The sequence below is a fragment of the Peribacillus sp. RS7 genome, from assembly GCF_041956845.1.
GTDB lineage: Bacteria > Bacillota > Bacilli > Bacillales > DSM-1321 > Peribacillus.
Map to the genome: position 1 here is coordinate 2,459,611 of NZ_CP168135.1, position 16,466 is coordinate 2,476,076.

The window sequence follows — 16,466 nt, forward strand, 5'->3', positions numbered from 1 at the left end:
TTGCGGAGGTGAGATTTAATGAGTTTATTATGGATTTATTCTAAGGGGACCTATCAGTCCTTCACGATCAAGGATAATCATAAAGGTCCAATCACGATTGGCCCATCAAAGCAGGATACGATCACCGTCTATTCCATTCCCTTTGAACATGGACCTATCAAGCTGAGAAAGCAAGATGGGCTTGATGAGTTTGAGGTGTTTAGAGAGGAAAAGAAGCTTGGCGATGTAAAGCCGTTTCAAAGCTTCACCTTTCATGAAGGAGAAGAAACGATCGAGATTTTTTATACGGCAGGGGAATTGGAAGAAAGCCTCTATTATATTGGCAATTTGAAAGAAATCACTATATCAGCCAAGCTGGGAGCGACTTTCCGTAAAGAAGGACCCGTTTCCGGCAATGGCTTTTCCTTTGTGCTTCATAAAGGGAAATGGCTTCTCGTGCCAAAGGAAAATAGCAGGATTTTCCTGAATGGTGAAAAGGTAACGAAGGCTGTTCCCGTTCAAAATGGCGATCTGATTTGCTGGCCAAATATGGTGCTGAGGTTGATTGAAGGCGACTTATTGATGATTCATAGTGCCGAGAGTTATGAAACATCTTTATCTAAAATGAAGAAGCCAATCTCTGAAATGAAGAAAAGCTATCCACAATATCGCCGTACACCAAGGATGATCTATGAATTGCCGGATGAGAAAGTGACGATATCATTTCCGAGCCAAGAATCGGAAGATAATAATAGAGGGTTATGGCTAATCCTTATGCCACCGTTAATGATGCTTATTGTCATGGGGGTCATCACGATCATTCAACCTCGGGGCATTTTCATCATCATATCGATCGTGATGTTCACAACGACTTTAGTTACCTCGACGGTACAATACTTTAAAGACAAAAAGAAGCAAAAATTCAGAGAAGAAAAACGTCAACGTGTGTATACCAGGTATCTAGAGCAGAAGAGGGAAGAACTGCAAGAGCTGTCTGAAAGGCAAAAGAATGTGCTGTTGTATCATTACCCTTCTTTTGAAAGGATGAAGCATCTGACCGATAGTATCAGCGACCGTATTTGGGAGCGAACATTGGATAGTGAAGACGCTCTCCACTTTAAGATAGGAACGGCGGCCATACCCTCAAGTTATGAGGTGTCGGTTAATAGTAACGATATGTCCAATCGTGATATAGATGATTTACTTGAGCAGTCGCAGGAACTTGTGGAGGTATACAAAAACCTGGATGATCTTCCGTTATCCATTGATTTATCAAGCGGATCGATGGGGCTGGTTGGAAAGGAATCGATTGTTAAACGTGAGTTGCAACAATTGATTGGGCAACTGGCCTTTTTTCATAGTTATCATGATGTACGATTTGTGGCCATTTTTCCGGAAAAGGATTACCAAGAATGGGAATGGATGAAATGGCTCCCTCATTTTCAATTGCCGCATGCCTATGCAAAAGGCCTTATATACAATGAGCAATCACGCGACCAGCTACTTACTTCGATTTATCAGCTATTGAGGGAAAGAGATTTGGATGAGAACAAAGGGAAAGTAAGATTCACTCCCCATTTTGTCTTTATTGTCACGGATCGCAATTTAATTGCAGAGCATGTCATATTGGAATATTTAGAGGGTAAAACAGAAGATTTAGGTATCTCGACGATTTTTGCTGCGGATGCAAAAGAGAGTTTGACGGAAAATGTCCATACGCTTGTTAAGTATATAAATGATCGCGATGGTGAGATTCTCATCCAACAAACGAAGGCTGTTCATACCCCTTTTACACTTGATACACATACAAAAGAAGGTAATGAGCGTTATGCACGTACGCTGCGTTCACTGGATCATCAAAAGGGGATGAACAATTCAATACCAGAAACGGTTTCATTTCTGGAGTTATTGAAAGCTCGTGAAGTGGAAGATCTACCTATCAGCCAAAACTGGCAGACCAATCAGTCTTCCAAATCCCTGGCAGTACCGATTGGATTGAAAGGGAAAACGGATAGGGTTGAATTGAACTTGCATGAAAAGGCGCATGGCCCCCATGGATTGGTTGCTGGGACGACAGGATCGGGGAAAAGTGAATTACTGCAAACTTACATCCTATCATTAGCCGTTCATTATCATCCGCATGAAGTTGCCTTTTTGCTCATTGATTATAAAGGTGGGGGAATGGCGCAGCCATTCAGACAGATTCCGCATCTGCTGGGAGTCATTACGAATATCGAAGGAAGCAAGAACTTCAGTGCCAGGGCACTGGCCTCCATTAATAGTGAATTGAAGAAACGTCAGCGCATGTTTGATCGATATGAAGTCAACCATATCAACGATTACACGGATTTATACAAAGAAGGCAAAGCGGATGAACCGTTACCGCATTTATTTTTGATATCAGATGAGTTTGCGGAACTTAAAAACGAAGAACCCGATTTCATCAGGGAATTAGTGAGTACGGCAAGAATTGGACGGAGCTTGGGTGTTCATTTAATTCTTGCTACACAAAAGCCTGGCGGTGTTATCGATAACCAGATTTGGAGTAATGCCCGTTTTAAAATTTCCTTAAAAGTGCAGGATGCCAATGATAGCAAGGAAATTCTTAAAAATAGCGATGCGGCAAATATTACTGTCACCGGACGGGGATATTTGCAGGTGGGAAATAACGAGGTTTATGAATTGTTCCAGTCTGCATGGAGCGGTGCACCCTATTTAGAGGATACGGTTGGATCTGAGGATGAAGTGGCACTTGTCACAGACCTTGGTCTTGTTCAAATCTCAAATGTATCGGAACAGATCACTAATAAGAGGAAAGAAAAGATTAGTGAAATTGAAGCCGTGGCGGATCGAATTGTGGCGACACAGGAAGAAATGGAGATTAAGAAGTTGGGAAGCCCATGGCTACCGCCTCTTTCAGATCGTTTATCGAGAAACGCTGAAAGAAGCTTGGCGAGCAATCAATTCCACCTAGGAATGAAGGATGAGCCTGAATTGCAGAGCCAGACAAATTATGTCTATAACTGGATTGAAGATGGGAATGTTGGGGTTTTTGGTTCTTCCGGATACGGCAAGTCAACCACCGTTTTGACACTTCTCTTTAGTTTTGCAGATCAATTCAGTCCTGAAGAACTGCATTATTATATTTTCGATTTCGGGAATAGCGCTTTACTGCCAATACGCCAGCTGCCTCATACTGGGGAATACTTTAGGTTCGATGAGTTAAGGAAAATTGAAAAATTCATGTTATTCATGAAGTCGGAGATGGAAAGGCGTAAGCAGCTTTTTTCAGAAAAGGAGCTTAGTAACATAAAGCTTTATAATGCATTAGTGGAAGATAAATTGCCGATTATTTATATCGTGGTCGACAATTTTGACTTAGTGAAGGATGAGATGCAAGACCAGGAAGCGCAATTCGTTCAGTTTGCACGGGATGGACAATCACTTGGAATATTCATGATTTTAACCGCAACGAGAATCAATGCGATTCGCCAGCCGTTAATGAATAGTCTTAAGACGAAGGTCGTCCATTACTTAATGGACAGTTCGGAGCAATATTCAGTTTTGGGGAGGACCCCTTATGAAAATGAACCTGTTCCGGGTAGGGCGTTGGTGAAAAAGGACCAAACCTATCTCACGCAGGTTTATTTACCAGCCGATGGAGCGGATGATATAGCCGTTTTGGAAGAAATGAAACAAGCGGTGGCAGAACATAAGGTTAAATATAAGGAAATAGCCAAACCGCCGGCGATTCCGATGTTACCGACGCGACTTGATTCCAGCAGCTTCAAGAGTTACTGCTCACAAGCCATTAAGAAGGATTCCATTCCAATCGGGCTTTCTGAGGAAAGCGTTACACCTGTTTTCGTGGAGTTGAATTCTAATCCATTCCTGCTTGTCGTAGGACAGTCACGTAAAGGGAAAACGAATGTCCTTAAAGTGCTCTTGGAATCGTTGCTTACACAGACGATTGGGGAAATTGGTTTATTTGACGGAGTTGATCGTGGCCTATCTTCATATGCGTTAGAGGAGAAGGTACGCTATGTGGAAACAAAAGATCAGATAACCGAATGGCTTGATCATATCACTGGAATATTTGAAGAACGTGAACGACGTTATCTAGAGGCATTGGAAATGAAACCGATGAAGCAACTGGAATTCCCGACGATCATGTTTGTCATAGATAGCATTTCAAGAATCCAACAAACGATCGACGGCAGGATTCAGGATAGGATCAGTGGTTTGATGAAACAGTACAGCCATCTCGGGTTTAGTGTGATTGTCGCTGGAAATGCCAACGACTTCACCAAGGGGTATGATTCGTTGACAACCGAACTGAAACAAGTCAGACAGGCTGTTTTGCTTCTTAAAAAATCGGACCAAAGCTTGTACACCCTCTCGTATTCCAGAAAAGAAGAAGAAATACAGCCGGGGTACGGATACTTTGTGCTGAATGGCCAGGAGAGTAAAATCCAAATTCCACTAAGTGAAGAAAGAAGGAGAGTGCAAGAGAGTGTCTGAAAAAATAAAACCGATGCTATTAATCGGTAAAATACTGGTGATCTTAGCGCTGCCAATCCTGTTTTTTTCCTATATTGGCCAAAATCCAATGAAAAAGACAGAAACGGCTTCTCGTGAAATCGCCATTGTAAATGAAGATAATGGCACTGAATTTAACAAAAAACCCATTTACATGGGCTCAGAGCTTGTTACCACATTGGACAAGGATTCTGAATATGAGTGGTTTGTGGTTAATAGAAGTACGGCGGAAAGTGGACTTGCAAATGAAAAGTATGATGCAGTTATATATTTTCCATCCGATTTTTCAGAGAATATTTATACGTTCGATGATGAACAGCCTGTCAAGGCGGGGTTGAAATACAAGGTACAACCTAGTTTGAATGCAGAGAATATGGAAAAGGTACAAAAGGAATTAGAGAAGACAAAGAGCAAAATGAATAAGCATATTTCCACACAGTATTGGAGCTATGTTTCCCAATCAGTCGAGGACATTCGTAAGAAGTTCGATAATGTCCTAGCTAAAGAAATCGCTTTTCAAAACACGATGTATGAGTTTTATACTCCAAGCTCGGAAAGCCTTGCTGGCGAAATCAAGCAGCATAAGGACATGCTTGAAGGAGTCTTTGCCCAGACGAAGGATGCAGGGAAAACGAGTACTGAAACAATGGGTGAAATAGGGGACACTAAGGCCCAAATGGCTTCCTTTGTGAAGGATGTTGTTTCTTTTGAGGAGTATCAACAAGCTCAAAGTAACCTTTTTGAGAAGGCATCGACCCAAAATCAGCAGCTTGTCAAGGAGAGTATTCAATCATATGACAAGGTGTTGAATGAAGGGAACCAATCTGTACCAGAGATTCAGCAAGGGATGAATACGGAATTCAGTCTTAATGATCAAGGCATTAGTGAGAATATTGGAATCATGCAGCAGAAACTTGATTCTAGTAATAATGAATTGGAACAGTTTTCAACAAGCATGAAAGACAAACAAGTAGAACAAATCACGAAAATCACCCAAGATCAACAAAGCTCGATTGAACAATTGAAACAATCTGAAGAGGGGGGTCTTGATAACCTTCAGTCTACTTTACTAATGCAAAGGGGAAATCTTGCAAGCAGCTCTGGTGATGGGGAAATTATCGATGAAGGAACGACCTCTATAGAAGATATTGAAACGGAAACGGGTAAAGGTGAATCGGATGCTGCTCCTTCAAAGAAGGATCCGATTGATGAACTATCACTTCAGGTACTGCTGGATCAAATAAATGGCATCAACACGGCACTTGAAAGTTTGGTGCCGGCAGAGGGAAGTGAAGGTACTGCCGAACAAATCAACATTCTTACGGCAGAACTCCAAGCAGAAATCAATAATCTTAGCGGCACAGTGAACGGCAGAACGGGAAATTATAATCAAGTGATTACGGAGTTTAATACACTGGTAGATTCATATAGTGATCTGCTCGCTCAGTTTACGCAATTACAGACTGATTATAATGAACTCGGCACGAATTATAAGGATTTAGGTGACCAATGGAAAAAGTCACAGGAAGATATTCAAAAATTACAGGACATCCAGAGTATGACAATCGACGAGGCCATCGCAGAGATCAAGAATCTCGAACAGACACTCCTTGAAAAAGTGGGGGGAGAAAGGCGGGCAATGTTGGTGAAGGCCTTTGATAATCCTATCACTAACCGGGATTCAACTACCCTCCTTGCCTATTACGGTTCGCTCTCATCTTATGGTGAATTGGCTGAAAGAGTCACGGAAGCAAATGTAGATAAGGTATTTGCAGCCAATATAAAAGAATTGGAAAACTTGAAAAATGGGGTTTCCGGAAACGTAGATGAAGAAGCAAAGCTCGTCAAGGCGAGTTTAGCGGGAGTTAATGAAGACTTTGGAATGTTCTCCGACTCCATTATGGGTTATATGCAGGAATATGATGCAAACGTCGAATCAGGGCAGAAAGCAACTTTAGCTGAATTAGCGGCAATTACCGAAAGGGCTCAAGGAGTGTCTGCCAATTTGTCAGATCATATGGAAGCTCCTGAATTAGAGACGGAACCGCCAGTAAACCTTGATGGCGAAATGTTTGTATCACTTCAAGACAATACGGCAACAACTGTCGGCTTCATTTCAGACCTTGTCAACTCTGTAGCGGAACGACAAGACACGGTTACGAAGGATACAGCAGACCTGCAAGCGAAAGTGGGGTCCGTACAGGAAAGGGCCGATCAGCTTAATGATAATTGGTCCCAAAATGTAGACTCAACCGTAAAAATCAAGACAGACGTATATAGTGTCTTGAATAACACTCTGGTCGATGATCAGCAGAACGGGTATGTGTATGAATATTTAGCGAATCCCGTTCAAATAAGCGGTGAAGTCCTTCATCAGGAAAAGGTTAATATCCCGCCAATCGTCATGTTGGTGATCATACTCATTTCTGGGTTATTGATCGGTTTCTTCATGCATCATTATGAAACCATTCCAATGATGGTCCATGCGGCCTTGTTTACCTTATTGAATCTGATCGTAGGTTTAATAATCAGCATATATGGTTTGAAGATTTATCCACTGGGAGATATGCAGGAGATTAAATGGACTGTTTTCACTGTCCTGCTTTTATTCTTCTGTTCAGCGTTTACACGACTTGCCTTCTCAATTGGTCCGTTTGTCGGTGCTATCCTTGTGATTGGTTTGATCAGTTTCTTTACCATTCCATTATTGGATTTAATCATGCCGAATTTCAATGTTGAACACCCTGTTGCAGACGTATACATGTCCATTCAATTCGGTAATCAGTCTGCATTCATTCCGGCTATCATCATCTTGATTGTACTGACGCTTATCGGAACGGTCATTCCATATATAGTGAAGCGTCTGACAGAAAGAAGAGAAATGGCCCATGAAGTGGAGTGAATTCGTAATGCCAGTCTTGTTCATCCTGTTCTTTAGCTATACAGCGCATGCCGGGGCAGAAGAGGAACCCATGGTGGAGCCCAATGAGTATCAAGAAAAGGATATTGATATTCAGACGGAGTATTTCCATGAGGAAGGATTGTTGGAACAGAAGCAAGAACTGCCTGAAGAACTAAAAGACCTTACTTTTGAAAGAGGTAAATATGATGTCATTGACTCGGTGAAGGACTCACTGTTTCTGTCTCCGGTAACGGAGAATCAAAATAATACCATCGCTTCAAAAGCAGAACAGCTTGGATTATTCTCGGAAGTCAGCATTCGAACGAGAAGTGAAGAAGAAACGGAGCCTACCCTTAATTTTGACCTGACGATATTGCTCGGAATTGTTTTGGCACTTTTGGTCGGTTGTTTGTTTTTTATCCTTATTCCGAAAATGGGGAAGCTGAATGGTGAGGTTAAACGAAAATGAAAAAAGCCCGATTTCTGGCATATGTCAGGAATTGGGCTTTTTTTTTGCTACATATCCATAATCGTTTTAAGAAGCCCTAAAAGAAGGGCAACTGCGAAAATCAAAATGAAGAATCTTTTATACATGATCAGTACCTCTTATATCTTTGAGTGGATTGCATCCATTTTAGCATAATTAAGAAAGAAAGGAAGTTGGTTCATTTTTAATTCCTTAAGAATGTATTCCAGATGATCGTAGCTCTATTGCCCTGATGAGCGAGCAGGAAATGGAAAGGATGCGCCAATATATTGGTGCATCCTTCTTCGTGTTATTTGAACAAGTTATGATAACATTAAGCAGCATTAATATTTTTAGAGAAATTCGTTTATGGTTTACTGAATATCTAGTAAACTTACAATGTAAGGTTTAATTGGAGCTTAATGTAAAAAAAGTCTAGTTTTAATATGGAAAATATATGAAATATTGATAGGGTGATCTCAGGAGGTAGAGAATGATTTATAAGCAGATCAATCAAAAGCTGGAAATGATTCTAGGGAATATCGAAAAGGTGATTATCGGAAAACGGGATATAGCAGAACTAAGCATCGTGGCACTTCTTTCCGGCGGGCATGTCTTATTGGAGGATGTTCCGGGTGTGGGAAAGACAGTCATGGTAAGGGCACTGGCAAAATCAATAGGTGCAAGCTTTAAACGTATACAATTCACGCCTGATTTACTGCCTTCTGATGTAACTGGTGTTTCGATCTTTAATCCTAAGGAACAAGAATTCATTTTTAGACCGGGACCGATAATGGGACATATAATTTTAGCCGATGAAATTAACCGGACCTCGCCAAAAACGCAGTCTGCCTTGCTTGAAGCCATGGAAGAGGCAAGTGTGACGATAGATGGTGTCACAAGAGGATTGGAGAAGCCCTTTTTCGTAATGGCAACACAAAATCCGATCGAGTACGAGGGAACATATCCGCTTCCAGAGGCTCAATTGGATAGATTCCTATTAAAAATGAAAATGGGCTATCCAAGTGTGGAAGACGAGATGGAGGTACTTCATAGGGCTCAACATATGGCACCGCTTGAGGAGCTGGAATCCGTCATCACCATAGATGAATTGATAGCATTACAGGCAGAGGTAAAAGCGGTGATAGTGGATGACACAATAAAACGTTATATCGTTGAGTTGGCGATACGAACCCGTACTCATGAAGGGGTCTATTTGGGGGTAAGCCCGCGTGGATCGATAGCCTTGATGAAAGCAGCTCAAGCTTACGCACTGATTCAGGGAAGGGACTATGTTCTACCGGACGATATTCAATATTTAGTTCCATTCGTATTCTCCCACCGGCTCATTTTGAAACCTGAAGCGAATTATGATGGATTCGATGCAGGAATGGTGATACATGAAATTGTCGCGACAACTCAAGTGCCTGTGAAGCGGGCTGTGACCTGATGCGCAAATTCATCAACTTTTTAAGGGGAAATATGAGTGTGATCGGACTGGTATTACTCATGGCCATTTCCTTTTGCTTTGCAATGTTTCAAGGCGGTTTTGTCAGTTGGTTTATTTTTTATTCGTTTTTTCCATTTTCTGCGTACGCTGCGATTCTGCTGTTTTATCCGCTGCATGCCTTTACCGTTGAGAGAAAGGTCAATAAAAGGGAATGCCAGGCCGGGGAATCCGTTCAAATAGCCGTGACGTTTACCCGTAAAAACCGGCTGCCCCTATTATTTATGGTGATAGAGGAGGAATTGCCTCAGGAGATGGAGGATAGGGGATTCCAAAGGAAAATACTTATCTTTCCGGGATTCAAGCGTACCTTCAGCATGTCATATACCTTGGAAAACTTGCCGCGTGGAGAGCATTCGTTTCAATCTATCCGCTTCAGGATAGGGGACTTTTTCGGGCTCGTTGAAAAGGAAGCGATATATCGTTCACCTTTGAAGATAACTGTTTACCCTCAATATCATGAACTTGCCTACAGTGATCTTGATCGAGTGTTCAATCAGGGGGCAGTGGGTTCAACAAAGAAAACTAAACGGGAACATTCAGTGGTCTCTGGGGTAAGAGAGTATCAGCCAGGCGATCAGTTGTCATGGATTAATTGGAAGGCGACGGCTAGAACGAGTGAAATCATGACGAAGGAATTCGAAGTGCAGAAAAACAGGGATGTATTCATCATGCTTGATAATAAGCCATCGGATTTATTTGAAGAATCAGTTGTAATCACGGCTTCCATTGCACACGCCATGTTAAAAAAAGGCATGGAGATTGGGTATGCAAGTATGGGATCGAGACTAATCATACCGACAGGAGCAGGAAATAACCAGAGACGAAAGATTTTTTACCGACTTGCTAAAGAGGAACATAGTGTTGTGAATGCATTGAAAGAAAATGTAAGTAAGGGCAGTCTTCCGGCAAACGCTGCTGTGATATTCATAGTTTCAGACTTAACCTTAGAAAAGGTGGACATATTGAGTGCTTTCCGCGCTAATCAGGGATTAATGTTATGTGTAAAGAAACAGGCCGATCTTACTGATGAGGAAAAAATGTCACGTTCTACAGCTGTCTCGAGGGGGATAAAGGTTAGCTTTTTTGAACATGGCCAACTAAAGTTTGACAGATCAGGGGTGATGGCAAAATGAATGTCACTACCGAAAAGTTAGAAAGGTTCATGCATGTCCTCTTATATATATTTGGTCTGTTGTTGATTACTGAATGGTTAAGGCCTGTCGATAAACTCACCGATACAGGTAATATCATCATTTTTGTTCTATTTTTGATTTATTCCCTACTACTGCATTATTTCCGCATTCATTGGTCAATCCGAATTATTCTCATTATTGCTTATATTATGATTTCATTACAGTTCCTTCATTCCAAAAGCGCTTTATTTCAATTATCATGGTTGAAAGGATTTCTAGTGGATTTTACGGGCAACCTTGGGTATATGTATGATGGGAATTGGGAGTCGATCACCAATCCATTTCGAACATTTCTATTTTTTGTCCTGCTTTGGCTAGTAACATATTTGATCCATTACTGGGTGATGGTGAGGCAAAGCATCTTTTTCTTTTTTATGTTAACGGTGATTTTTATCTCTGTACTCGATACTTTCACTCCCTATGTGGGGGATAAGGCAATGGTAAGAATCATCATCATCGGGTTCTTGATGCTCGGTCTACTATCCCTGCTGCGTCTAACGATACAGGAGAGAATAAGGTTTCCGATGGCTGCCATCAATAAGTGGATCTTGATGCTAACCGGCATGATATTGGTAAGTGTCCTTGTTGGATTCGGTGCCCCAAAGCTCTCTCCGCAGTGGGCGGACCCAGTTCCTTATATTACTTCATATTCTGATAAAGCGGTTAAAGAAGACGGTGGTTCGAAGGGTAAAAGTGTCGGATATGATGAAGACGATTCGGATCTTGGCGGTTCGATAGAGCCAGATAGTTCCATCGTTTTTTACAATAATGCACCTGCAGGACATTATTGGAAAGTCGAGAACAAAGATATTTATACCGGTAAAGGATGGGTTTCCTTACCGGAAACGGACTTTCATGCTTTTTCCAACGGGCAGGATATGACATCTTTAGATATTCAGGTTCCTGAAGTAGAGAAAACAGAAGAAATGACGGCAAAAGTAACAATGACGGAAACATATTCGCATATACTCCATCCGCAGTCCGGATATTTAAAAAAGATCGATGCCAAAAACGGAATGGATTTCAAATATTATCAGGGTATCGACAAAATCATTTCTCAACGGGAAAATGGAGACAGACTGGACATGGAAGAGTATGAGCTGGTCTATGATATGCCGAGTTTTGATTTAGCTGAGTTAAGAAAGGTAACGGAACCTGACGAAACGATGGATTTGTTAATGGAAAAAAACACACAGCTTCCTGAGGGATTGCCAAACCGGATCTATGAATTGGGATCCCAACTAACAAGAAATGAAACGAATTGGTACGATAAAGCAAAAGCCATTGAGGATTACTTCGACGGTCCTGAATTCATTTATTCAAAAGACGATATTCCGTATCCGGGGACAAATCAAGATTATGTCGATCAATTTTTATTCGAGACACAGATAGGGTATTGTGATAATTTTTCAAGTGCAATGGTCGTTTTACTCCGTGCCGCCAATATACCTGCCAGGTGGGTAAAGGGCTACACGGAAGGTGAAAAGTCAATCAATGATGGTGAATCCGTTTATAAGGTGACCAATAATAATGCACATTCCTGGGCCGAGGTTTATTTTTCTGGGATAGGTTGGGTCCCCTTCGAGCCGACAAAGGGATTCAACGGGGAAGTTGAATTTTACGATTCGGAATTGAAACAGGAAAAGATCAAGAACCCTGGCCCAACTAATGAAGAGCATACAAAAAAAGAGACCAGGGAACGCCAGGATACACCCGATAGGGAAACTCAATCATCAGGGGAAACTGGTATAGGGGGCTCAGAAGGTCTCTTTAAATGGACTGCCATCACACTGTTAGGTGTAATGATTCTCGCTTCAATTGGTTATTTCTCCAGAAGGAAGTGGATTCCACATCTGCAGATTCTTCGATATAAAAATAAAACCGGTGCTCATTTCACGAAAGCCTATTTAATATTATTGAAACAATTAAAGCGAGCTGGTTTAGTTCGTCCGGAGGGGCAAACTTTAAGGGAGTACGCCGCCTATGTGGATGCAGTGTACGATACGGATGAGATGAGTGAATTGACGGCTGGATACGAGTTAATGATATATCGTGGAGACGTGGAAGATAGCGAATGGGAGCACTTTCAAAACGGTTGGGAAAGCTTAATGAAAAAAACTAGCTCTTGACCAGGTTTTTATTATATTGATACAATAACAAAAACTAACTTAAACTAATATATCCTTCATATATCCTCGATAATATGGATCGAAAGTTTCTACCGAATCACCGTAAATGATTTGACTATGAAGGCGGATTTTAACAGGAAAGCTGAAAATCTGCCTTCGTCTATACTTTTTGTGTATTTTTGAGGGTGGATTTTTAGTTTTTCTTTTTTTATGATAATATTTTTTATAAGAAAGTATCACTCGATTTTATGAGTGAATTACATTGATAGAGGTGACGTTTGTGCCGGGGAAAACAGAATTGCAAAAAAACCAGGAAATGATCGTAGTACTTGATTTCGGAAGCCAATATAACCAATTGATCACTCGTCGTATCCGCGAATTTGGTGTGTACAGTGAGCTTCATCCTCATACAATTACTGTAGAAGAAATCGAGAAAATGAACCCAACGGGAATTATTTTCTCAGGTGGTCCGAACAGTGTTTATGATGCAACTGCATTTGGTTGTGATGAACGCATATTCGAAATGGGCCTACCGATTTTCGGTATTTGTTATGGCATGCAGCTTATGACCAAACATTTTGGCGGAAAAGTGGAACCAGCTAAAAACCGTGAATACGGAAAAGCGACACTTGCCATCCAAAATGAGTCCAAGTTATTCAGTGACTTGCCAAAAGAACAAATCGTTTGGATGAGCCATGGTGATTTAGTGGTGGAAACGCCTGAAGGTTTCAAGATTGATGGAACGAACCCGTCTTGCCCAATTTCGGCTATGAGTGACGAGTCACGTAAATTGTATGCAGTACAATTCCATCCTGAAGTCCGTCATTCAGTTTACGGAAATGACATTTTGAAAAATTTCGTATTCGGCGTTTGTGGTTGCAAAGGTGACTGGTCAATGGAGAACTTCATTGAAATCGAGATGGAGAAAATCCGTCAAACGGTCGGAGATAAAAAAGTGTTATGCGCATTGAGCGGCGGAGTGGATTCATCCGTTGTGGCTGTATTGATCCATAAAGCGATTGGCGATCAGCTAACATGTATTTTCGTTGATCATGGATTACTTCGTAAAGGGGAAGCTGAAGGTGTAATGGAAACATTCAGGGAAGGCTTCAATATGAACGTAATTAAGGTCGATGCATCGGAACGCTTCCTATCGAAACTTGCTGGCGTTTCAGATCCGGAACAAAAACGGAAAATCATCGGTAACGAGTTTATCTACGTATTTGATGACGAAGCAACAAAGCTTAAAGGTATTGAATTCCTTGCACAAGGGACACTGTACACAGACATTATTGAAAGTGGTACGGCTACTGCACAAACAATTAAATCGCATCATAACGTTGGCGGTCTGCCGGAAGATATGCAATTTAAATTGATTGAGCCATTGAATACTCTATTCAAGGATGAAGTGCGTGCACTTGGCAGTGAAATGGGCATTCCAGATGAAATCGTTTGGCGTCAACCATTCCCAGGTCCAGGTTTAGGCATTCGTGTATTAGGTGAAATTTCAGATGAAAAACTTGAAATCGTTCGTGAATCTGACCATATCTTACGTGAAGAAATTAAAAAGAATGGTTTGGAACGTGAAATTTGGCAGTACTTTACGGTGCTTCCTAACATCCGTAGTGTAGGGGTAATGGGCGACGCCCGTACGTATGATTACACAATCGGGATCCGTGCTGTAACATCCATTGACGGAATGACTTCCGATTGGGCGAGAATCCCATGGGATGTACTTGAAATCATCTCAACGAGAATCGTTAATGAAGTTAATCATGTTAACCGCGTCGTGTATGACATTACTTCCAAGCCACCTGCAACTATCGAGTGGGAATAGAAGATTAAATCATCCAATCAGTGAAGGAATTAACCTTCACTGATTTTTTTTTGTTATAAAAATTATAGATAATATGTTGAATACTTACATTTCACGTATGTTGGTGAAGATATAGCCATAATAAGTAAGGAAAATATAGCGAAACGCGAACAATGCCTAAAATTACATAAAAAATATTCGTTTGGCGTATTGACGATTATTTTTGTGACTGGTACACTATACCTATAATAATAAAAAAACATAATTGTCGTATAATATTGGGGATATGGCCCAAAAGTTTCTACCAAGCTGCCGTGAACGGCTTGACTACGATGTGAATGGATTGGCGCGAGCAAGGATAAACCGCCACTTCTTTACATGATTGTAGTCAAGCCCCGTTCGGAAGCGAATGGGGCATTTGTCTGTTGGCTTACGATCTTATGATAGGGGAGACTCATAATGAAAAATTATTTTCGGTTTAATGAGCTGGGAACTAATTATCGCCGTGAAATACTTGGCGGACTAACTACGTTCCTTTCGATGGCATATATCCTGGTTGTTAACCCTGTGATGCTGACTTTACAAAGCATCGAGGACTATCCAGATGAATTGAGAATGGACTACGGAGCCGTTTTTGCAGCGACTGCCTTAGCAGCTGCGATTGGCTCGATATTGATGGGGCTCATAGCCAGGTATCCAATATCGCTGGCGCCAGGAATGGGATTGAATGCTTTCTTCGCTTTCACCGTTGTACTTGGTTTTGGAATCCCTTGGCAGACTGCTTTAACAGGGGTATTGATTTCAGGGATTATCTTCGTTTTGCTTTCCCTATCGGGAATACGGGAGAAAATCATTAATGCAATTCCAGTCGAACTTAAATACGCAGTTGGAGCTGGTATCGGCTTATTCATTACTTTTGTAGGGTTTCAAAATGCTGGAATCATCACGAATGATGACAGCGTCCTTGTCGGATTGGGTGACTTAACCTCAGGAAATACTTTATTGGCTGTTTTTGGAATTGTCGTAACCGTCATTTTGATGACGAGAGGCGTTAAAAGTGGCGTGTTCATAGGAATGGTCATTACAGCCATTGCAGGAATGATCTTTGGGCAAGTGCCGGTGCCGGAGAAAATAATCGGTGCCGTTCCTAGCATTGCTCCTACTTTCGGAGTTGCATTCGATGCCTTCGGAAATCCCGGTGATCTCTTCACTGGTCAAATGTTAATCGTGATATTGACTTTTCTGTTCGTAGCTTTCTTTGATACAGCCGGTACGTTGGTGGCTGTTGCGCAACAAGCTGGACTGATGAAGGATAATGTACTTCCTAGAGTGGGAAAAGGATTACTTGCCGATTCATTATCCATCGTTTCAGGTGCAATTCTTGGTACTTCCACCACTACATCTTATGTAGAGTCAACATCAGGTGTTGCTGCTGGTGCTCGAAGTGGTTTTGCGGCTGTAGTAACCGGTTTGCTGTTTGTCCTATCCCTTTTCTTCTTCCCGCTTCTTTCGGTGGTGACATCTGCGGTGACTGCGCCGGCATTAGTTATAGTCGGAGTATTAATGGCATCTTCACTTAAAAATATTGACTGGCAGAAGTTCGAAATTGCTGTTCCAGCCTTCTTTACCGTTATCATGATGCCCATGACATATTCAATTGCGACAGGGATAGCTTGTGGATTCATCTTCTATCCGATCACGATGTCGATGAAAGGAAGGGCTAAAGAAGTTCACCCGATTATGTGGGGTCTTGGAGTCGTCTTCCTTCTATATTTCATTTTCTTGAAGTAATAATGCGAGTGAGTAAGAAGAGCCCTGACTTTTGGGGCTCTTCTTTCATGTTGTAAGAGAAAGCTCATATCGTGTATAGTAAAAGTACTAAGTACTAAGCACTTTATCCTGTATGGGGCATAGGGATGACTTTGAGAAAAA

The 16,466-nt window shown here is 41.5% G+C and carries 8 protein-coding genes and 2 riboswitches; all 8 genes read left to right on the forward strand.

The features are described from left to right. The first annotated feature begins 18 nt into the window (after positions 1-18). The 8 genes from essC to ACDZ29_RS12625 all read left to right on the forward strand — a co-directional run bounded on the left by essC (position 19) and on the right by ACDZ29_RS12625 (position 16,325). On the forward strand, positions 19-4,500 hold the full coding sequence (gene essC / locus ACDZ29_RS12590) for a type VII secretion protein EssC (RefSeq protein WP_375090948.1): 4,482 nt from the start codon (positions 19-21) through the stop codon (positions 4,498-4,500). Next, entirely contained in the window at positions 4,493-7,420 is a 2,928-nt protein-coding gene (gene esaA, locus ACDZ29_RS12595; protein WP_375090949.1) for a type VII secretion protein EsaA, read from the forward strand. Before essC ends, esaA begins: the two co-directional genes overlap by 8 nt. Continuing rightward, complete coding sequence (gene essA / locus ACDZ29_RS12600) at positions 7,407-7,889, forward strand: type VII secretion protein EssA (RefSeq protein WP_375090950.1); 483 nt, start codon at positions 7,407-7,409, stop codon at positions 7,887-7,889. The genes esaA and essA overlap by 14 nt, the downstream gene beginning before the upstream one ends. Positions 7,890-8,379: 490 nt before the next feature. Next, a complete protein-coding gene (locus tag ACDZ29_RS12605; RefSeq protein WP_375090951.1) occupies positions 8,380-9,336 on the forward strand; it encodes an AAA family ATPase in 957 nt (318 codons plus the stop codon). Between the two features lie 38 nt (positions 9,337-9,374). Next, positions 9,375-10,529: a DUF58 domain-containing protein gene (locus ACDZ29_RS12610; RefSeq protein ID WP_375090952.1), complete on the forward strand. Its 1,155-nt coding sequence runs from the start codon at positions 9,375-9,377 to the stop codon at positions 10,527-10,529. Further along, entirely contained in the window at positions 10,526-12,718 is a 2,193-nt protein-coding gene (locus tag ACDZ29_RS12615) for a DUF4129 domain-containing transglutaminase family protein (RefSeq protein ID WP_375090953.1), read from the forward strand. Before ACDZ29_RS12610 ends, ACDZ29_RS12615 begins: the two co-directional genes overlap by 4 nt. A 36-nt stretch (positions 12,719-12,754) precedes the next feature. Further along, positions 12,755-12,856, forward strand: a riboswitch (purine riboswitch). A 142-nt stretch (positions 12,857-12,998) separates the two neighbouring features. Continuing rightward, positions 12,999-14,555, forward strand: coding sequence for a glutamine-hydrolyzing GMP synthase (guaA, locus tag ACDZ29_RS12620; RefSeq protein WP_289323469.1), 1,557 nt, complete (start codon positions 12,999-13,001; stop codon positions 14,553-14,555). 227 nt (positions 14,556-14,782) lie between these two features. After that, positions 14,783-14,884: riboswitch (purine riboswitch) on the forward strand. 109 nt (positions 14,885-14,993) lie between these two features. Further along, on the forward strand, positions 14,994-16,325 hold the full coding sequence (locus ACDZ29_RS12625; protein ID WP_289318820.1) for an NCS2 family permease: 1,332 nt from the start codon (positions 14,994-14,996) through the stop codon (positions 16,323-16,325). The last annotated feature ends 141 nt before the right edge of the window (positions 16,326-16,466 follow it).